A 19,213-nucleotide genomic window follows, 5' to 3' on the forward strand; every position below is an offset into this window, starting at 1 on the left:
TACCTACTCCAACCGGGTAACGATCACGTCGAGCATGTCCAACGTGATCCGTGCCAAGGACAACTCCAGACGCGACTTTCGACCCTGCTCGACCATGAATTCGTGCAGGACCTCGAACGGCCGGGTGACCTGGGCCACCTGGCGCTCCTTCGTGTCGGCATCCGACCAGCTGGCCCAGGTAGTTGAGAAGACACTGCCGTCGAGGAAGCGTCCAGGTGCCGCTCGGATTAGCGCGGCCACGCCAGCGGCGTCGAGGTGGTCAACGAACTTGCCGGTCTTGATTGCCTCACGCCAATCCAAAGCGGAGTCCGCGCGTCCTGCAGCACGCTCCGCTTGCAGCTGGCAGGAGTCAGGAAGAGCCGTCCACCAGTCGACGGGCTCGTCGGCCCGCGCCTGCAATCGCATACGACGGCGTACGTTTTCGAGGACGGTCTCGATTCTGTCGCGGAGTGCCGAGTCGGTGACGCGCTGGCCGGGAAATTGCTGAGTGATGTCCGCAGCGATCGTGGTGGCCTTCGGGCCGTCCGGTTGGGTGGCCTGAAGCGTCTGCGCCATTTCCATGAGGGCATAGTCCCGGGGGTCCCGTCCGAACTGGCGGAAGACGGCGTGGTCTCCGTAGACGTAGACCTCGAGGTTGTTCCCGGCAGCCAAGCGCGCCAGCGACGGTGCATCGCGGTCGCGGTCGTCCCGCAAGGGATGAGCGGTCTCATATACCGTTACCTGCCGGCGTCCCAGGCGTCCGGGAAGCGAGACTTCGCCGACCAGGTCGAGCAGTTTGCGCGCGCCGCGTCGGTAGCGTTCGAAGCGCTGCTCTTCCGTCTCCGTCTCGCCAGGTTCTGGATCAGGTTGTGCCTCATCGTCCTTCTCAGCCCCCGATGGGGTGGTGGGCGGCAATGGACCGAGGCCCAGACGAGCCCCGAGGGAGGTGGCCGGACCACTTGCCGAGGGACGTTGTTTGCTGGCTTTGCCAGTACCGCTGCCGTGTTCCTCGTCATGCCCCACGACATGCCGGAACCAGACCTCGTCCGAAATGTACTCGGCCATCCCGGTATGGAAGTTCTTCCCCCACGTCCGGGCGCTATCGTGGATGGCCTTCTGGCCGTTGCCCGGGATCAGGCACCGGGCGCCAGGACGGTTCTCCTGGTAACCCTTGAAAATCAGTCCTAGTGGCGACTGGTTTTCTCCGTATCCGAGATCCTTGGCTTTCCTTGCCCTCATCGGGCCATCGCCGCGCAGCTGCGTAAGGGCGGTGCGCCACTCCCGGCTCTCGCGGTTGAAATCCAGCTTCTGATAGCCCACCGGCACGTGGTCCAGGTGGATTTCGCCGACGATGCGACCTTGCGTTGCGGGGATGTCGACCGGGTACTCCGGAACCAGCGCTCCGGTCTCGGGGTGTTCCCACGAGAACAGGCTGCGATCGTTTAGGCGGATTTTGCGACCATTGCGCAGGAAGTCAATGCCAAAGTCCGTCTCGTCCAGGTAGCGCTGCACGCCGATCCAACCGCGGATACGGCGTTCGCGGACCTGCAGGTCCTCGCTCTCGCATTCGGCGCACCGGTCGAGGTTCAGGTCGGCACGGTGCCAGTGACCGCAATCCATGCAAGCCAGCGCGGGTGTGAGCTCGATGTCGACCGGTAGCACGGCCGGTATCTCGCGGCCCTCGCGGGTTACGGACCTGGTGTGATCCCATACACACGGGAGCCGTGGAGAGACACTCTTGTCGTTCACCTTGAGTTGGAAACCGCGTCCCGCAGCCGCGCCGTCGGGGAGGCCCGGCACGGAGCCTTCCGCCCGCAACAGGTAGGAATAGACACGCCCCAGTTCTCTGCGGATGGCGGCATGCCGCTGGGGCCGCTTGAGTTCCTCCGCGATGTCGTCACGTAGGCGACGTACCGTTACCTCGGTTCCGTGAACGGTTGCATCACGCTTCGGTTCGCGGCGCAAGGGGGCGGCGTAGCTGTCGTTGCGGGCCAGCCGGCGCAGGTCGATTTCGACGACCAGCCAGGAATCGTCACCCGCTCGCGTGGTGCGTACCTCGGTGAGATTGCCGAGGCGCGCGGTGGCTATGTTGAAACCCATCCCGAACAGGCCGAGGCTGCCATACCGCCGTTTGCCGCTGTAGCCCGCACGCAGCGCGCTCTGCAGCATCTCCAAGCTCATTCCCCGACCGTTGTCGACCACGGTCACCTGGGGATCGGCGGAGGTCGCCTTCGGCAGCGTAATCGACACGCTACGGGTCCCCCTTGGATCCGGGTCTGGATCCGACAGGAAGTCATCGAACGAATTATCGATTAGCTCGGCCAGGCACTGCCACGGCTTGTATGGGATGTCTCCCAGTGCCTCCAACAGCTGTGGTGAAGGCGTCAGATCTATCTGCTCCACCGGCTCCCCAAGAACGCTCAACGCGGCCCCTCCCCATACCGGCACCGCCCATGTGCGGCGGCTCGTACCGATGCTGGTACTTGAATACACCACCCTGCCCACAGCCGACGATCCCGCCCTGTGTGTGAGTTGGGCGATCACCGGCCTGGCGTGCGGATCCCCTGCCTTGGGTCGACCGGCCGGCGCGTCCCGCTGTACACCGTGATTCCCCTCGGTTTACCGCCCGTTCTGGTACGAGAGTGGAACGGGCACCGCGCCGACCATGAGTGCAGCGGTCGCTGAACCTCTCGGGACCAACAGCAGCGACTCAGAGGGCAGTAGGTTCAGTGTGCTTGATCCACAACTGCACTATCTCTGTGGCCTGTTCTCTCGTGATGACGCCAGCGTGAACGGCAAGGTCCGTGGCTTCGCCTACGTTGGCGCGCCTGAGACCGAGCATGGCGTCAGCCATTTGGTCGCTGGTTCGGGGCTTCCCGTGGTGCCCATACTCAAGATCGCCGGGAAGGAAGGTCTCGCTCCTGCCGTCGGTGTACTCCGAGTGCCCACGCGTGATGCGTATCCGCACCCGCTTGGTTCCGATACTTTCAACGACTCCATGGGCGCCGGAGTACAAGCCTGAGGAACGATCGCTGGGGAAGCGGACAGTCACCGGATCCTCTGGGGCAAGCACTCGACCGGTGCGATCTCGCATGGTGCACGTTCCTTCCAGCATGTTCGAGCAACTGCCGCAGGCTACTACCGCAGAGGTCGGCTCCGAGACTTTGGGCGGGAGCTGCCATGGGGTGAGTGATTATGGCCCCGTAAGCTTCCGGCGAGTCGGGCAGTCTGTGGACCTGCCCGTTAAAGCACGACGTTGGGGCCATGATCTTCGAGGCTCGCCCCATGGTGGCTGCCTAAAGTCTCGGAGCCGACCGGCCCCGCGTGGGGTTGGGTTCTCCCTTGCATCGTGGCCGCACCCGCTGTCCGGCCGGTGGCCTCGTGCGGGATCAGCGGGCCGCAAGTACGCCGCGCGTCTGGCAGCGTCGGCCCGCATGCCACCGCCACCACGATCCGGCCTCTTTCGGTGACACAGAGCGTCTTTGACCTGCACCGTTGGGGATCACAGCTAGTCCCCGTGCCCGTGTTGGAATGTGGCCGCTGTGTGCGGCGACGGACGGGCGGCGACGTGCGGCCGGTGGCGAAGACATTGAGGCGGCGCGGCGGCGACCGTCCGTCGCCGCCGCACTTTGTGTGGCCCTCGGTTGATCCGACCTACTCGTGTAGGCAACCGGGCGGAAGGGGTGCGGCGTGGCCCCGGAAGCGGGGCCTTGAGGTCCGACCGCAGTTGTGTCTTTCCTTCCTGAGGCCGGATCGTGGTGGCGGTGGCATGCGGGCCGCCACGGCCGTAGATGCGCTTGGCGGAGTGTGCGGCGGTCGGGTTGGCGATGATCGATGAGCTCCGTTGGCCGCCGGACTAGCGAGCGCAGCGAGCCTTGATGAGGTAGGGAAAGTTTGGCCGCGCCATGATCGGAGATGCTGTCCGATCCCGGTAGATGCTTGACAGTTCGGTCCCAGCTGATGGTTGACAGTGGCCGTGTTCGGGTTTTCTGTGCGCGTCGTTGCGGTGCGTGTGGGGAGGCCGGGATTGGCGCTGGTGGAGTTGTCGGTTGTCGAGCAGAGATACCGGGCTGTGCTTGCGGTGCTGGCGGGTTCGACCGTGACTGAGGTCGCCGCGTCGCTGGGGGTGTCGCGGCAGACGGTCAGCGGGTGGAAGTCCCGGTATGCCGCTTCGGGTCTGGCCGGGCTGGCTGATCGTTCGCGTAGGCCGGCGTCGTGTCCGCATCAGGCTTCTGCCGAGGTGGAGGCGGCGGTGTGTGAGCTGCGGCGCAAGCATCCGCGGTGGGGGCCGCGGCGGATCGCTCATGTGCTGGAGCGGTCCGGGGTGGTGAGTCCGGTGCCGTCGCGGATGACCGTGTATCGGATCTTGGTCCGGCATGGGCTGGTGGAGCCGGGGGTGCGGCGTCGGAAGCGGTCGGATTACAAGCGCTGGCAGCGGGATCGGCCGATGCAGTTGTGGCAGATGGACATCGTCGGCGGCGTGATGCTGGTCAACCCGGTCACCGGGGAGTTGTCCGAGGCCAAGGTCGTGACCGGGGTGGATGACCATTCCCGGTATTGCGTGATCGCGTCGGTGGTCGAGCGGGCGACCGGGAGGGCGGTGTGCTCGGCGTTCGCCGGGGCCTTGCAGGCGTTCGGGGTGCCGGAGGAGGTGCTGACCGACAACGGGAAGCAGTTCACCGACCGGTTCGGGCAGGGCGGTGAGGTGCTGTTCGACCGGATCTGCCGGGAGAACGGGATCGCGCACCGGCTCACCCAGCCGGCCTCTCCGACCACGACGGGCAAGGTCGAGCGGTTCCATCAGACGCTGCGGCGTGAACTCCTGGACGACTGCGGTGCGTTCGAGAGCATCGGGGCGGCTCAGGCAGCGCTGGATGCGTGGGTCGAGGAATACAACTCCGTCCGGCCGCATCAGGCGCTGGGCATGGACTCTCCTGCCGACCGGTTTGCCCCGGTGCCCGAGCAGGAGCGGGACGTACTGGGCTTGAGGGTGCCCGGCGTGCTGGCGCTGGTCCCGCAGCAGCGGACAGTTCCGCCTGTGGTGCCGGATGCCGCCGAGGTGGCGCCGCCGAAGGCGGTTCCGGCCGTGGTGCCGGTGGAGCCCGGTGGGCCGGTGGAGTTCGAGCGGGTGGTGCCTGCGAGCGGGAATCTGCAGGTCGCGGGCAAACAGTTCTGGCTGGGGCCGGCCCGCTCAGGGCTGACGGTGACGTTCTGGGCCGACACCTCGGTGATTCATCTGCTGATCGCGGGAGCACGGATCAAGACCGTGCGTTCGCATCTGTCGGTGGCGGATCTGGGACGGCTGGCCGGCCGGGGCGGTCGTGCTGCCGGAGCGGCCCCGCTTCCCGCCGACGACGGGGCGGCGTTCGAGGTGGACCGGGTCGTGAACAACAGCGGCCTGGTGGGCCTGGGCGGACGCCAGGTGCTGGCCGCGGAGATCCTGGGCGGCCGCCAGGTGGGCATCCGCATCGACGACGAGACGCTGTCGTTCTTCGACCTGTCCTCACGGGAACTGTTGCGGGTGCGGCCCAACCCGCTGAGCGGCGAAGAAGTCCGTCGCTTGCGGGGACTGCGTCCGGCCGGACCGCCACCGCGTCCGGGCGTCGAGCCGGTGCGGGTGCAGCGTCGGATCAGCACAACGGGCACGATCATGGTCTGTCGGCAGGTCGTCTCGCTCGGCCGGACGTATGCAGGACAGACCGTGACCGCACACGTGTCGGACTCCACGATCACGGTCGACCTGGACGGCCAGGTCCGGGTGATCCGGCGCACGACCGACGTCCCGGTCCGTAACGTGAAGGCGAACAAGCCCCACGGGGCTCCCTATGTTGTCTAGGCCCACCGTCAAGCATCACGTGGGACCAGAACGTCAGGCATCAGCTGGGATCCGACAATGATCGGAGATGCTGGCGTCAGGCTGTCTGTGAGTGCGCTCGATCAGCTACCGTGCGATTCATGCCATCAGCATTGGACACGCCTGAGGGAGCGGCCGAGCTGGCCGAGTCGTTGTTGCCGCCGCTCGGGAACCGCTGGCTGCACACTCAGGCCGTGGCGGAACGAGCGCGACAGGCCGCGCTGGCTGTGTCCGAGGGGGAGCGGGATCTCCTCGTGGCAGCTGCCTGGTTGCATGACATCGGCTATGCCCCAGAGCTGCGCGAGACGGGGTTTCACCCTCTCGACGGCGCTCGTTACTTGGAATCGTTGGGCGCTCCAGCTCGAGTCGTGAGGCTGGTCGCTCACCATTCTGGCGCGGTGTACGAGGCGGAACAGCGAGGGCTGTCAGGCGAGTTGGCTGAGTATCAGCGGGAGGACTCACCGCTGCTCGATGCGCTGATCTACGCCGACATGACGACCGGCCCCGCCGGCCAGTCCTTCGACTTCGACCGGCGGATCGACGAGATCTTGGTCCGGTATGAGCCGGGCAGCGAGGTGCACACCGCGATCAGTAAGGCGAAGCCTTACCTCGGAGCCGCTGTCGCGCGGACGCGGGCACGTCTGGCGAACAGATCAGATCAAGGTGTGAACGGCTCGTAGGCCACTGGCATTGCAGGGGAACCTTCTATCCGACGTAGGGCTTGGGCCGGCTGGCCAAGCCGTGATCGATCCGCATGCGCATGGACGGATGGATGTTCAGATCATCCAGCCTTCCGGGGTGGACGAAGGCAACTTCCTTGCTCTCGCTGCTTGTGCGAAGCTCTCCGCCAATGATGCGGGCCGCGAAACAGATCGAAAACTGCTGTCGGACCTCTCCATCGTCGTACGCCATGACGTGTGCCGGGTTCGTGTAGAGGCCGATCAACCCGGTTACCTCGACGTCGAAGCCTGTCTCCTCTTTGGTTTCCCGCACCGCGGCATCGGGAGCTGACTCCCCAACGTCGACTCCGCCGCCGGGAAGCGCCCACAGGTTGTTGTCTGTCTTGTGGATGAGCAGGACTTCTCCGGCATCGTTGAGTGCTACAGCGGTCACCGACGGGACGATGCTGTTTGCCTTCGGTGCGTTGGGATCATTGAAGTAGTCGATGCGGGCCATGCATCCAGCCTCGCACGTGTGCTCCGCCGTGGGCAGGGCCAACTGCGCTGTCACTACGCTGGTCCGTGATGACGCGGCTGCCTGTCTGCCTACCGGACTTCCGTTGCGACCGGGTCGAGGAGAAAGAGGCACGAGGCGGCGTTGAACTCGCCCACCTCGGCGACGAAGCGGAACTTGTCGCCTGCGCCAACGGCGGCGGGGATCTTCTTGCCGGTCAGCTTCAGGTCAAGGGTGTTGACGTCTTCGTACTTGAAGGCCGGGCCGACCGTCGTGTTCGGCCCCTTGTCGCCCGGACCCAAGAGGAAGTCGTAGCGGGTGTCGTGGTCACCGTGGTGCACCATGTTCACGATCGAGCCGTTGAATGCGACAGTCTGGCCCGCGTGCTTGGTCGCGAAGTCCAGGTTCGCGTCGTCGCACGAGTCCGCCTTCAGCAGCGCCGCGAACTCAGGGTTGTTCTGAGGCGTGATCACCTCAGCGGCAGTCGACTTGGTCGGAGTCGGCGTAGCGGAAGGCTTCTCGCGCGCAGCGGCTACCGGCTTGTCCTGCTTCTCTCCTTCGCCGCTGAGTGCAGAGGCAACGCCGATGATGACGGCCAGGATCACTAGGACGGCGGCCAACGCGCCGATCAGAGGCCACGGCAGCGGCTTCTTCGGCCGACGGAAACTGAGGGCGGAGCGAAGCGTGCCCTGGGTCTGCTCCACGAGCTCCCAGCCATCCTTTTGCATCTTCGAGATCATCACGCCGTTGGTGCCGCGCACTGCCCGCACGGTCTTGTACTCGTACTTGATCTCGTCAGCCATGCGGCTCCGCGCCCCCTAAATGGACTGTTCATACCAACTGCCCCGCGAGCATAGAGGACCCCGTGAGGCGCTCGGCATCAGCGAGGTTGCCCTTGGCCCGGAGCCCGCGATCCGGGCCAATGAGGACTAGTTAGAGGACTCTGTCGTCCAAGACCTCGCTGTCCACGATGACCGTCGCGGTCGGGTCGAGATTGAGCCAGATCACGGCTTTGTCGTTCTCCTCCAGTTCGCATAGGTAGGGGGTGGGTGAGCCCTGTGGCGCGGTCAGAAGGTTGTGGCATGTGGCCGTGCAGGTGCAGACGCCGTGGTACCGCAAGGCTGGGACCTGATCAATCAGCACCGTGTCGTCTGGGTCGAGCAGGCGCAGGATGTTCGCCGTGAGCGCCGGGAACACGTCTGCGAGCAGCGGGAACTCTTCAGGGGTCACGACGCCACGGGAGTCCCACGCTCCCATGCGTAGTCGAAGCTCCGCATGTAGTGCCGGAATGTGCGGGCTCCGGGAAGGTAGCGGAAGTGCAGGACGGGATTTTGCCCTGCCGGAGCGCCGAGAACGTGAGGGTTCACAAGGATGTCGTCGTCGAATCGATAGATCGAGTTGTAGAGGATCGTGTCGTGCACTCGGATCTCCACACCGGGTGTTGTGGCGGCCGGCTGGAGGTAGCGGCGTGTGATCCTGGCGCGTGCGGCCAAGTCGTCCCCGATACCTTCTTCCTCGCCTCGTTGATGAACCATCTCCGAGTCCGGGTCACCAAGCAGGATGCGTACGTGCGCCCCGCGCTGAGCCTTCTCCGCCAGCTGGTCGGGAAGGTCGGGGTGTCCGTCGAAGAGGAACAGGCCCGCGTACACGAGGATCTCGATCTGACTGGTCGCCCGTTCGATCAAGTGCGACCAGAGCGACGCTGGCACGGCGCCCCTGTGCGGGTAGTACGTGATCAGCTCGGACGTGCTTGCCGTCTCGACCTGCTTCTCGACTGCGGGCCAGAGGTAGACCTCGTCAGAGCCGAGGAAGTTTGCTGCCTTCCACCGGTGGTTGCGATGCGGCGTGCGGTCCTTCGAGATCCATCGTTCGACGCTCTTCGGGTCTATGCCGACGTGATCTGCGAGCGTCTGGATGGTCTCGCCCTTTGCGGAGATCGCCGCGCGTAAGCGCTCGTTCGCCATGACTTGCTCCCAGGAGAACTCTAGGACGCAGGGACGTTTTCGACGGTAGCGAGAACGTCCCCAAAGGTCCATAGGGCCGGTGCTACGTCCGCACTATTCGCAGTTTCCTGATCTCGCCGACAAAAGTCGGTGTAACTCCCATTGAGATCAGGAGAAGAGACGATGCGTCAGATCCCTGTCGACACCTCGTCCGCCACCGCGATGGTGGCGCAGCCCCCGCAGCCCAAGGTCAAGGACCGTCGGACCGGTGAGATCGCCACCGACCAGGAGACCGGCAGTGCGCTGGTGACCGTCGACGTTCTGTTCGTGATGAACGGAAACGCCGAGGTCATCACGGTGACCGTGGCCGAGCCCGACATCTCCGGCGAGCTGGTCATGGGCACGCCGGTCGCCCTGACCGGTCTGGTGGCCCGGCCGTGGGAGAACGAGTTCAACGGCCAGAAGCGCCACGGGATCAGCTTCCGTGCGGTCGCCGTCACCTCTCTGGTGACCGAGGCGGCCAAGCCCAAGGCGGCCTGATCATGGGCCGGTTAATGATCGCGCTAGCGGTCGTGGTCGGGTTCGCCCTGCTTCTGAGGTGGCGCCGCCCAGCCTGGTACTGGCTGACCTTCGGCGTCGCCCTGGCCGCGCTCCGGATCCGCTTCCGCTACGCGGCCGTCATGGACGCCTGCCACCTGACCGTGCCGGCCTCGCGCCTGCGGCTCGCGCTCGCCCGATGGTTCAACCAGCCCGTACCGCAGCAGAGGGTGCCCCGACTGCTGTGGCTGCGGCCGACACGGACCGGCATCCGGCTGCGGATCAAGATGCGTCCAGGTCAGGACGCATTCGAGTTCTCCGCGGCCGCTGACCGGCTGCGCCACTCCTTCGGCGTCCATCAGGTGACCTCCCGCGAGGTGAAGCCGGGCGTTGTCGAGATCACCCTGACCGGCTACGACGTGCTCAGGCACGTACAGATGCCAGCCAAGGCTGACCGCAGCCTGTTGAAGATCCCGGTCGCGCTCGCGGAGGACGGATCGGTCCACTACCGGGATTACCGGGAGGTGCCGCACTCGGTGACGGTCGGCGCCACGCAGTCCGGCAAGTCTGTCTTTCAGCGCACCGTGATCAAGGAGCTCGCCGCACAGCGGGTCGCGCTGGTGGGTATCGACTGCAAGAAGATCGAACTCGGACCGTTCGCACGCCGCTTCTCCGCACTGGCTGACAATCCCGATGATGCCGCCGACCTGCTCGAAGCCCTAGTGGCCCGGATGGAGTCCATCTACGACGTGGTCCGCCGCGAGCAGCGGATCAGCGCCGACACCCCGGATGCCGAGATCGCCGCGAACATCTGGGACCTGCCCGAAGCCCTGCGCCCGGTGCCCGTCGTGGTCACCATCGACGAGATCGCCGAACTCGCTCTCAGCGCCAAGCGGAACGATCCGCGACGGGACCGGATCGTCACCGCCCTGATCCGTCTCGCCCAGCTCGGCCGTGCGGCGGGCATGTTCCTCGACATCTACGGGCAGCGCTTCGGCTCCGAACTCGGTGACGGCATCACCATGCTCCGCGCCCAGCTGACCGGTCGGACCGTGCACCGGGTCAACGACGAATCGACGGCCAAGATGGCGTTCGGCGACGTCTCCCCGCACGCGGTGTTCGCCGCGACCCAGATTCCCAATGCCCGCCGCGGGATGGCTGTGGTCGGCTACTCCACCGGGGACTGGACCCGTATCCGCACGCCGCACACCTCGATGCGGCAGGCCGTCGCCGCCTGCAACCGGCACGCCCACCTGGTGCCGGATCTCCCGGAGCTGGCCCGCTTCCGGCCCGGGCTCGATGTCGCGCCCGCTGAGGCTCCGGCGGTAGCTCAAGCCGCCTGATCCTTCCCCGTTCCACCGGCCGGCGCGACCGCCTCGCGCCACATCCCTACCCGAGCCATGCCTGAAACAGGAGGACCACTCGATGTGTGAGCACTGCGAGGACTTCCACCGCACGGTGCTGATGCTCGGCTCCCTGGCCGTCTACGCCGAACTCCACGACGCCGACCAGACGTTCATCGACACCGTCGGCCCGTGCCTGGCCGCGTCCCTGCCGGAGCCGCCGCCGGGGATGTTCCCGCCCGGCTACGACCCGAACGAGGGCCCCGAGTACCCCGGCCAGGGCCGGTGACCATGGCCACCGCCAAGAAGCCCGCCGGCCGCCGTAGGACCGCCGTACCCAAGCTCGCGAAGTGCCCGGACTGCGACGGCACAGGCGAGAGCACAGAAGCCGTCCGGGTCGGCTCCCGCAAAGGCCGCGCCACCGCCGATCAGCAGGCCGGACTCTGCCTCACCTGCTGGGGCAGCGGCGAAGCCCCCACCGACTGAACCGCGCCGGGGCCCGGGCGGCCGGACACGATCCCGCCCGGTCCCGCCCCACACCACAGAAGGAGGTGAAGACATGTCCCGCTCGATCCGCCCGGACGCCGTCCTCGTTCAAGCCGTGATCGCTGGTGCGCTGTCCTTCGCCCACCTGCATGACCTGGCCGATGCTGCTGGTCAGGACGGATGGAAAGCCTGGGCCTATCCGGTCTCGGTCGACTTGCTCCTGGTGGCTGCCTGGCGACGCCTCCGCTCCGACGGGCCGTCTCGGTTGGCTTGGTCCTGGTTTCTGATCGCCCTGGTCGCCTCGCTCGGCGCCAACGTGGCCACGGCCGGATTCCTCGACCTGGTGCACCCGCCGGCTTGGCTGCGATTCGGCATCGCCGGATGGCCCGCGCTCGCCTTCCTCGGCGGGACGCTCCTTGCCCACTCCTACGTGCCACCTGACCCGGAGCCCGCAGGACCGGCAACCGAAGTCTCGCCAACCACACCGGACATGGACCTGGACATCGAGCGGGGGCCCGCCAGTGAGGCAGAGCCCGCCGCGCTGCCCGCTGCCGAGGACCCGCCCGCCCTCCCCGCCGCTGCTCCTCTTCCGCCGGTCCCGGCCGCACTGGTCGACCACGCCCGCAAGGTCGCCGAAGACCACCGCGCCCGCACCGGCACCCCGATCGACACCGACACCCTGCGTATCCGCCTCGGCGTCCCGCCCCACCTCGCCGACGCGATCTCAGCCCACCTCACCTGACCCCGAAAGGAGCACCATCCATGGGCATCTACCAGATCTGGCGCGAACTGCACCGCGTCGGAAAGGTCACTGTCGGCACCGCCCACGGACGACGCGGCCAGATCAAATACGTCGCCGCCTGCGCCGCCGACGACTGCGGCTGGGCCGTCGAATACGACGACATCAGCCCCGCCATGATCGCCGCTCAGGGCCACCGCTGCCCCGTCTGCTGAGAGGGGACCGGCGCCGTGTCCGTACCGCTGTGGTTCTTCATCGCCTGCGTCGGCCTGGTCGGCATCAAGCTCGTCCGCCCACCGCTCTGGCTCGTGATCGTCTTGCTGATCGGCGGCTACCTCCTCGCCGGCAGCTTCCTCGCCCCCGCTATCGACGCCACCACCAAATGAGCTGATCTAGAAGGGAGTTCCACCGTGTTCCAGCCCCGTATCCCGGTCAACCCGACCCCTGGCCAACAGATCGTCCCCGTGGTCACTCCGACCGCTGTCGACCAGTCCCACCACGCCACGGCCGCCGCCTGCGGCTGCCAACACCACGTGCCGGCCGCCATGGCTTCCGCACCGTCCCGGCCCGCTGTCCAGCTCACCCCGGGCGCCGTCGTGGCCGTCGCCGGCGCGGGCGTCGCCGTGGTCCTCGTCGTGGGAGTGGTCTTGGTCTCCATGCTGCTCGCGATCGCCATCACCGCCGCTTCCCTGGCCGTGTGCGCGCTCGTCGTCCGCTCGATCCTCGCCAGGGACACCCGACGCTGACCGGCCCCCGGAGCGGCCTCTACCGCCAAGTTTCGTCCGCTCCGGGCGCCGTGCCCCCGTCCGATCTCTCAACCGGAAGGAACGCCCATCATGGCGCACTACACCGAACTCTTCCCCGACGACGGCCGCACGTGCCCCAACTGCTGGGGCTTCGGCCGTGCCGCCGTCACCGTCGGCACCCGACACGACGGCGGCTCCCACACGATCGTCTTCGCCAACTGCATCGGCTGCAACGGCCTCGGCTGGCTGCCGCTCCAGCTCATCGCCGACGTGTACGACGCGGCGATCGCGCGCCGGGCGGTGGACCGTGTCTGACCTCACCTACATCGACTTCTTCGCCGGGGTCGGTGGCTCGTCCTACGGTGCCGTCTGCGTGCCCGGCATCCGCCCCGTCCTGGCCGCCAACCACTGGGACCGTGCGATCGAGTCACACAGCGCGAACTTCCCCGACACCGACCACTTCCGCGGCGACCTGCACGACGCTGATGTCGCCCGCTTCCCGGCCGCCGACGTGTTCTGGGCTTCCCCGGAATGCCCCCAGTGGTCCAACGCGCGTGGGCGCCGCCGGGACTTCGACAAACAGCCCGACCTGTTCGGTGAGACCCTGCCCGACCCGGCCGCCGACCGCTCACGCGCCCTGATGTGGGACGTGCCTCGCTACCTCGAAGCCTGCCTGGCCAAGGGCCGGCCGGTGCTCGCCGGGATCGTCGAGAACGTCATCGACGTCCGGGCCTGGGACCTGTGGCACACCTGGCGGGGCACCATCCGCGAACTCGGTTACGACACCCGGCTGATCGCCCTGAACTCGATGCACGCCCGCCCGGTTCGCACGCCGTACGCGCCCCAGTCCCGAGACCGGCTCTACCTCGCCTACTGGCGCCGCTCGCTCGGTCGCGCCCCTGACTGGGACAAGTGGCTGCGGCCGTCGGCCTGGTGCCCCGTCTGTGAGACCTGGGTGTACGCGGTGCAGGTGTTCAAGAACCTTCGCCGCGACATGGGCCGATACCGGCAGCAGTACGTCTACCGATGCCCGCACGCCACCTGCCGCAATGCCCTCGTGGAGCCCTCCGTCCTCCCGGCCGCCGTCGCCGTCGATTGGTCGCGGCCCGGCACTCCGATCGGCGCCCGCCCTGGCGGACTGTCACCCAAGACCCTTGCCCGGATTCGCGCCGGACTCGACCGCTACGCGCTGCCCGTCACCGTCCCGGCAGGCGGCACCTGGCGCGCCGAGGCGAGCCTTGTCACGGTGCCGCTGCCCACCCGCACCACCCGGGAGAACGACGCCCTGGCCCTGCCTCCGCTGCTGGTCCCGGTGGAAGGCCGCGACGGCAAGCACGCCGCCCCGGCCGGCGAACCGCTGCGCACTCAGACCGCCCGCAACGAAACCGGCCTGGCCTGGCTGCCCTTCATCGCCGAGTTGCGCGGTGGCAACTCCGACGCCCGACCCGTCCTGGACGCTCTCGCCACCGTCACCGCCTCCGGCAACCACCACGGCCTGGTCACCCCGTCCAGTCTCCAACAGGTCCACTGGGACAGCCTCCTCATCCCGTACTACGGCACCGGCACCGCGCGCCCGGTGGCCGAACCCGTCGGCACCCTGACCACGCACGACCGCTACGGCCTGACCACGGGCAGCCATGTCGACCTGGACGACGTGCTGTTCCGGATGCTGGAGCCGTACGAGATCGGCCGCGGTATGGCCTTCACCGATGCCTACACCGTGCTCGGTACCAAGCGTGAACGCGTACGCCAGTACGGCAACGCCGTCACCCCACCCGTCGCGGAGGTCCTTGTCTCCGCCCTCACCGAGACCATCACCGGCACCCCGCTCGACCGAGAGACGGCGGTGACCGCCGCATGACCGACTCCGCGATCCTTGCGGGCCTAGACCCGGCCACCCTCACCGACACACTCCGGGTGGCCGGCTCCCCGGGCTTCGACCGTTGGCAGGACCAGATCCGCCGCACCGGCGGCTGTGCCAACCCCATCCACCTCACGGGCTGGACCCTCACCAAGGACAGGACGACCGGTGAGACGCTCCACTACTACAGCACCGACCACGAGCCGGGCGCGCGGTTACGGATCGCCTGCGGTAACCGCCGTGCCTCCCGCTGCCCGGCCTGCGCCTGGACCTATGCGGGCGACACTTATCACCTGATCCGCGCGGGCCTCGCCGGAGACGACCGTCACGGCATTCCTGCCACTGTCCGCGAACGCCCCCGCGTCTTCGCCACCTTTACCGCCCCGTCCTTCGGGCCCGTCCACAACCGGCCCACCCGTGGGTGCTGCCGCTGCGGTAGTCGGCACGCCGAGGACGACCCCGCGCTCGGTACGGCCCTGGATCCGGCGACGTACGACTACGCGGGCGCCGTGCTCTTCAACAACCACGCTGGGGACCTGTGGCACCGCTTCGTCAAGCGGCTGCGCCGTGAGATCGCCGCCCGTGCGGGGCTGACCCAACGCGAACTCGTCGACACCTGCCGCCTCTCCTACGGCAAGGTCGCCGAATTTCAGAAGCGCGGCGCCGTCCACTTCCACGCTGTGATCCGCCTTGACGGACCCGACGGTCCGGATGATCCGCCGCCGTCCTGGGCTACGACCGGGCTTCTCACGGAGTCCATCCGGGCCGCCGCCGTTCACCGCTACTCGACCGTCAGCACGCCCGCCGCGGGGCAGCAGCCGGCCCGCTCCTTCCGGTGGGGCACTCAGCTCGACATTCGCCCCGTCAAGGCCTTCGGCGACGGCTCCGACATCACAGAGCAGGCGGTCGCCTCCTACGTCGCCAAGTACGCCACCAAGGCAGCTGAGAACACAGGCACCCTGGACCGGCCGATCGGCAACCGCGAAGCCCCGGTCGTCCTCGGCGTCCCCGACCACGCCCGCCGCCTCATCGAAGCCTGCTTCGACCTTGACTCCCTTTACCCGGCCCGGCGCCTGCGGGCCTGGGCGCACATGCTCGGCTTCCGCGGCCACTTCTCCACCAAGTCCCGCCGCTACTCGACCACCCTCGGCACCCTGCGTCAGATCCGCGCCGACTACCGCGCTGCTCAAGAGCGCCAAGGCCGCGGCCTCGATGACACGGAGCCGGACACGGTCCTCGTGCTGGCGAGCTGGCAGTACGCCGGCCACGGCCACACGCCCGGGGAATCCGTCCTCGCCGCTGGCATCGCCCGGGACCTCCAGATCAACCGCGAAACCGCACGCGAAGCCCTGCCCGACCAACTAGCCCTGGAAGGAGCGCACCTGTGAGGGATGAACTGATGACCGTTCCGGAGATCCTCGACGAGCTGGGGAAGGTCTCGCGGCGCACCTTCTACCGCTGGCGGGAGCTGGGTCAGGCGCCGAAAGCCCTGAAGCTCCCCAACGGCGAGCTGCGGGTGTGGCGAAGCGACTTCACCGCGTGGCTTCGCGAGCGAGAGGAAGCCGCGTGAAGTCCCTGGATGTGAAGATCTGGGGGGTCCGCAAGCGTGCTGCGAAGCGGTCTTCCTACGACGTGCGTTGGTCGGTTGCCAGCAAGGTCTTCTCCGAGACGTTCCGGACCAAGGCTCTGGCGGACCACTACCGCACCAAGCTCATGCGCGCTGCGCGGGACGGTGAGGAATTCGACGACGTCACTGGCCTTCCGGACTCGATGGCAGAGATGAAGGCCAAGCTCACCTGGTACGACTTCGCCTTGAAGTACCTGGCGATGAAATGGCCGCATGCCGCGCCCAACACCCGCGACGGGATCAACGAATCACTGACCTCGGTGACGATCGCGCTGCTCGACGACCGCCCGGGACGGCCGAGTGCCCTTTTGATCAGGCAGGCCCTGCGAAACTGGGCGTTTGTCCTCCCGGGGCCGGCTGAGCGGGAGGCGCCTACCCAGATCGAGAACACCCTGCATTGGATCGCCAAGGCGTCGCGCCCGTTGAATGATCTGGCAGATCCTGTGACGGCACGTGAGGTGCTCGACTCGTTCAAGATCCGTCTCGATGGGAAGTCCGCTGCGGCCGAGACCGTACGCCGCAAGCGCCGCACCTTCGTCAACGCTCTGCACTACGCCGTTGACCTCCGTGAATTCAGGGAGAATCCGTTGACCGCCGTGCGGTGGCAGAAGCCCAAGGTGTCCAGCGAGGTGGACCCGCGCGTTGTGGTGAATCCGCAGCAGGTTCTCTCACTGCTCCACGCCGTGTCCTACGTGGGCGGCTACCGCAGGGCCCGCGGCCGTCGACTGGTCGGCCTCTTCGCCTGCATGTACTTCGCCGGCCTGCGGCCTGCCGAGGCTATCGGCCTTGCCGAAGCTGACCTGACACTGCCTGAGCAAGGCTGGGGCACCGCGCTCCTGCATCGCACGCGTCCGAGCGTCGGCAAGCAGTGGACAGATTCCGGGGAGAGCCACGACGACCGCGGGCTGAAGAATCGACCGGCCGAGGACGTGCGCCGCGTCCCTATCCCGCCGCAACTCGTGGCGATACTCAGCGAACACCTCGACACCTTCGGGACCGCCGCTGACGGACGCCTATTCTACAGCGAGGGCGGGGGAGTGGTCGCCTCGTCGACGTACTGGAGGGCCTGGCAGGAAGCCCGCACGCTTGCCCTTTCGCCAGCCGCGGTGGCTTCGCCGCTGGGCCGTCGACCGTACGACCTTCGCCACTCCGCTCTGTCGACGTGGCTCAACGCCGGGGTCGACCCGACCGAGGTCGCCGAGCGGGCGGGCAACAGCGTTGAGGTCCTGTTGGGCCGCTACGCCAAGTGCATCGACGGGCGGCAGGAGATCGCCAACCGGAAGATCGAGGAGCTGTTGCGCGAGTACGAGTGATCACGGCTCTGCCAGGTGGAGCCCCCTGGAAGTCTCCGTAGTCGAGCCTCCAGCAACGGCAGTCGTGGAACGTCAGGAGTCGGTCTGATGGAGCGTTGCTAGCCCGCTCTCGGAGTGGTGCGCGTCCGGGAGCTCTTCAGTGGTGCGTACCTCAAGGCGCATGAGATCCCGCACATGGCCCTGCAGCGGGATGATCGAGTCCAAGAGGCCGATGATCCTAGTGATCTTTGCCCGACGTGTGGATGGGTCTGACTCGCCTGCGACGTTCATCAGGTGTCTGTATGCGGTCGTGAGTCGTTCATTCACGGGGCTCTCGGCCGCGAGTACTGCGTCGCTTGCCAGCAGCTGGGCTTCAGCGCGGGTGTCTCGCTGAGCGCGTCGCGCGCTACTCACTTCCGTTGCATCCGCGTCGGTGGATCCTGATTTGAGTTCGTATGCGTACGCGAGCATTGCGTCCCTGTACTGGCGATCGTGGGCGTTCAGTTGGGCGTAGCAGCTTCGCAGCTGATCGATCTTGCGTTGATCTTCAGAAGCCCGTTGTTCAGCGGCGCGGATTTGTTGTTCTCGATCCAGCCTCCGTGACTCTGCCCGCTGAGCGAGGACTTGGGTGATCACCGCGGAGGCCAGCGTGCCGCCAACGCCAACGATTGCAACGATTAGAGAGACGGTTGCGCCGGACATCCCCACCCCTTGGCACTCACCTGAGTTCTCATGACGTGGAGACGGTAGCTAACGAGCCCGTACTCTCTGGCCCAAACGCTGATGGTCCGGAGGAGCCTCCGCTGGCGCTGCGTCGTCCGCGGTCGTACTACCGGGTGGCCGCCACCCAGCCTCCCGACTTGGCTGCGGGCTTTGCCGCTCGTCGGGACTGACCAGGGAAAACACTCCAAGATCCTGTCCACGAATAGTCCACAGACGCCGACGTAGGGCCGCACAGGGCGGCATTCGGCTGCACATGGCTGTGGATACGCGAAGACCCCGGCCTCAGCGTTTCCGCTGGTGACGGGGTCTTTGGGCACCTCATAAGGGGTGCCCCCGGCAGGATTCGAACCTGCGCACACGGCTCCGGAGCACAATCAGAGTTCGGCTTGAGAATGGTCCCTGACCAGCAGGTTTCTTGATCGTGGGTGACGTTCTGTGGCGTCGTGTATCGCAGATAGTGCGAAGCCGGGGCTGGCCCGTGTCCGTGCTGGCCCTCTCGCCCGCTGGCGCGAGCCGCCGGACCGGCCCCGCTCGTACAGTGCGAAGCCGCCTGACGTCAGAGGTTCGCCGCACTCGGGACAAGCCAGGATCTCGCTGGTCATGCACAGCCCGCTAACCGATCGATCTCTTCGTCCCGAATGGTGTGCTGGTCACCTGCGTTGATGGTCCGCAGGCGTCCGTCAGCGTTGTCACACAGGAAGACCCTCGCCACTCGAACTAGGGGCGGGGCGGTTGTTGAGGTCTGCTCGATTGATCTTGCATGGGCGTGATGTCTCCCTGACGTGTAGCGAGCCGCTCACTGATGAGCAGGAAGGGAGCCACGTAGGCACCCGCTTCTGCCACAGTCGTCTGCCCAGCAGCGATGAGCGCGGCGCCTGCTAGGAGCGCAACGATCTGCACGCGAGTAGAA

21 protein-coding genes are annotated in these 19,213 nt (G+C 66.9%); 15 read left to right on the top strand and 6 right to left on the bottom strand.

From position 1 onward, the window contains the following. Positions 1-3: 3 nt before the first annotated feature. The gene (locus ACIQRL_RS34720; protein WP_401339102.1) at positions 4-2,382 is read right to left on the bottom strand and encodes an ATP-binding protein; all 2,379 of its coding nucleotides are present in this window, start codon (positions 2,380-2,382) and stop codon (positions 4-6) included. Positions 2,383-4,006: 1,624 nt separating this feature from the next. Between ACIQRL_RS34720 and ACIQRL_RS34725 the strand changes: the two genes are divergently transcribed. Both ACIQRL_RS34725 and ACIQRL_RS34730 read left to right on the top strand, forming a co-directional pair. Next, entirely contained in the window at positions 4,007-5,815 is a 1,809-nt protein-coding gene (locus ACIQRL_RS34725) for an IS481 family transposase (protein ID WP_401339105.1), read from the top strand. Positions 5,816-5,934: 119 nt separating this feature from the next. Beyond that, entirely contained in the window at positions 5,935-6,513 is a 579-nt protein-coding gene (locus tag ACIQRL_RS34730) for an HD domain-containing protein (protein ID WP_401339108.1), read from the top strand. 25 nt (positions 6,514-6,538) lie between these two features. Here ACIQRL_RS34730 and ACIQRL_RS34735 read toward each other — a convergent pair whose 3' ends face one another. The 4 genes from ACIQRL_RS34735 to ACIQRL_RS34750 form a co-directional block, all read right to left on the bottom strand. Next, positions 6,539-7,009 carry an NUDIX hydrolase gene (locus ACIQRL_RS34735; protein WP_401339111.1) on the bottom strand — a complete coding sequence of 157 codons (471 nt, stop codon included), beginning with the start codon at positions 7,007-7,009 and terminating at the stop codon, positions 6,539-6,541. A gap of 89 nt (positions 7,010-7,098) precedes the next feature. Then, entirely contained in the window at positions 7,099-7,809 is a 711-nt protein-coding gene (locus ACIQRL_RS34740) for a DUF4839 domain-containing protein (RefSeq protein WP_401339114.1), read from the bottom strand. Between the two features lie 130 nt (positions 7,810-7,939). Beyond that, complete coding sequence (locus ACIQRL_RS34745; RefSeq protein ID WP_401339117.1) at positions 7,940-8,236, bottom strand: hypothetical protein; 297 nt, start codon at positions 8,234-8,236, stop codon at positions 7,940-7,942. Then, a complete protein-coding gene (locus ACIQRL_RS34750; RefSeq protein ID WP_401339120.1) occupies positions 8,233-8,970 on the bottom strand; it encodes an XRE family transcriptional regulator in 738 nt (245 codons plus the stop codon). Before ACIQRL_RS34750 ends, ACIQRL_RS34745 begins: the two co-directional genes overlap by 4 nt. 162 nt (positions 8,971-9,132) lie before the next feature. Here ACIQRL_RS34750 and ACIQRL_RS34755 point away from each other — a divergent pair, with 162 nt between their 5' ends. The 13 genes from ACIQRL_RS34755 to ACIQRL_RS34815 all read left to right on the top strand — a co-directional run bounded on the left by ACIQRL_RS34755 (position 9,133) and on the right by ACIQRL_RS34815 (position 17,601). Further along, entirely contained in the window at positions 9,133-9,489 is a 357-nt protein-coding gene (locus ACIQRL_RS34755) for a hypothetical protein (RefSeq protein WP_121415015.1), read from the top strand. A 2-nt stretch (positions 9,490-9,491) separates the two neighbouring features. Then, entirely contained in the window at positions 9,492-10,829 is a 1,338-nt protein-coding gene (locus ACIQRL_RS34760; RefSeq protein WP_401339123.1) for an FtsK/SpoIIIE domain-containing protein, read from the top strand. Between the two features lie 82 nt (positions 10,830-10,911). Further along, positions 10,912-11,118, top strand: coding sequence for a hypothetical protein (locus ACIQRL_RS34765; RefSeq protein ID WP_326842336.1), 207 nt, complete (start codon positions 10,912-10,914; stop codon positions 11,116-11,118). A gap of 2 nt (positions 11,119-11,120) precedes the next feature. Beyond that, positions 11,121-11,315: a hypothetical protein gene (locus tag ACIQRL_RS34770; RefSeq protein WP_401339126.1), complete on the top strand. Its 195-nt coding sequence runs from the start codon at positions 11,121-11,123 to the stop codon at positions 11,313-11,315. Between the two features lie 73 nt (positions 11,316-11,388). After that, positions 11,389-12,057: a DUF2637 domain-containing protein gene (locus tag ACIQRL_RS34775; RefSeq protein ID WP_401339128.1), complete on the top strand. Its 669-nt coding sequence runs from the start codon at positions 11,389-11,391 to the stop codon at positions 12,055-12,057. A gap of 20 nt (positions 12,058-12,077) precedes the next feature. Further along, entirely contained in the window at positions 12,078-12,269 is a 192-nt protein-coding gene (locus tag ACIQRL_RS34780) for a mobile element transfer protein (protein ID WP_401339130.1), read from the top strand. A gap of 15 nt (positions 12,270-12,284) precedes the next feature. Beyond that, a complete protein-coding gene (locus ACIQRL_RS34785) occupies positions 12,285-12,440 on the top strand; it encodes a hypothetical protein (RefSeq protein ID WP_097224766.1) in 156 nt (51 codons plus the stop codon). Between the two features lie 24 nt (positions 12,441-12,464). Further along, positions 12,465-12,800: a SpdD-like protein gene (locus ACIQRL_RS34790; RefSeq protein ID WP_401339131.1), complete on the top strand. Its 336-nt coding sequence runs from the start codon at positions 12,465-12,467 to the stop codon at positions 12,798-12,800. A 90-nt stretch (positions 12,801-12,890) separates the two neighbouring features. Beyond that, positions 12,891-13,115, top strand: a complete 225-nt coding sequence (locus tag ACIQRL_RS34795; protein ID WP_401339132.1) for a hypothetical protein — start codon at positions 12,891-12,893, stop codon at positions 13,113-13,115. Then, complete coding sequence (locus tag ACIQRL_RS34800) at positions 13,108-14,661, top strand: DNA cytosine methyltransferase (RefSeq protein WP_401339134.1); 1,554 nt, start codon at positions 13,108-13,110, stop codon at positions 14,659-14,661. The genes ACIQRL_RS34795 and ACIQRL_RS34800 overlap by 8 nt, the downstream gene beginning before the upstream one ends. Beyond that, positions 14,658-16,049, top strand: coding sequence for a replication initiator protein RepSA (repSA, locus tag ACIQRL_RS34805; RefSeq protein ID WP_401339136.1), 1,392 nt, complete (start codon positions 14,658-14,660; stop codon positions 16,047-16,049). Before ACIQRL_RS34800 ends, repSA begins: the two co-directional genes overlap by 4 nt. An 11-nt stretch (positions 16,050-16,060) precedes the next feature. Further along, positions 16,061-16,231, top strand: a complete 171-nt coding sequence (locus ACIQRL_RS34810; protein WP_183127728.1) for a helix-turn-helix domain-containing protein — start codon at positions 16,061-16,063, stop codon at positions 16,229-16,231. Beyond that, positions 16,228-17,601: a tyrosine-type recombinase/integrase gene (locus ACIQRL_RS34815; protein WP_401339138.1), complete on the top strand. Its 1,374-nt coding sequence runs from the start codon at positions 16,228-16,230 to the stop codon at positions 17,599-17,601. Before ACIQRL_RS34810 ends, ACIQRL_RS34815 begins: the two co-directional genes overlap by 4 nt. A gap of 72 nt (positions 17,602-17,673) precedes the next feature. Here ACIQRL_RS34815 and ACIQRL_RS34820 read toward each other — a convergent pair whose 3' ends face one another. After that, positions 17,674-18,282: a hypothetical protein gene (locus ACIQRL_RS34820; RefSeq protein WP_391059755.1), complete on the bottom strand. Its 609-nt coding sequence runs from the start codon at positions 18,280-18,282 to the stop codon at positions 17,674-17,676. Positions 18,283-19,213: the final 931 nt, after the last annotated feature.

Source organism: Streptomyces sp. NPDC091209 (assembly GCF_044757755.1).
In the GTDB taxonomy this organism is placed as follows: Bacteria; Actinomycetota; Actinomycetes; order Streptomycetales; family Streptomycetaceae; genus Streptomyces.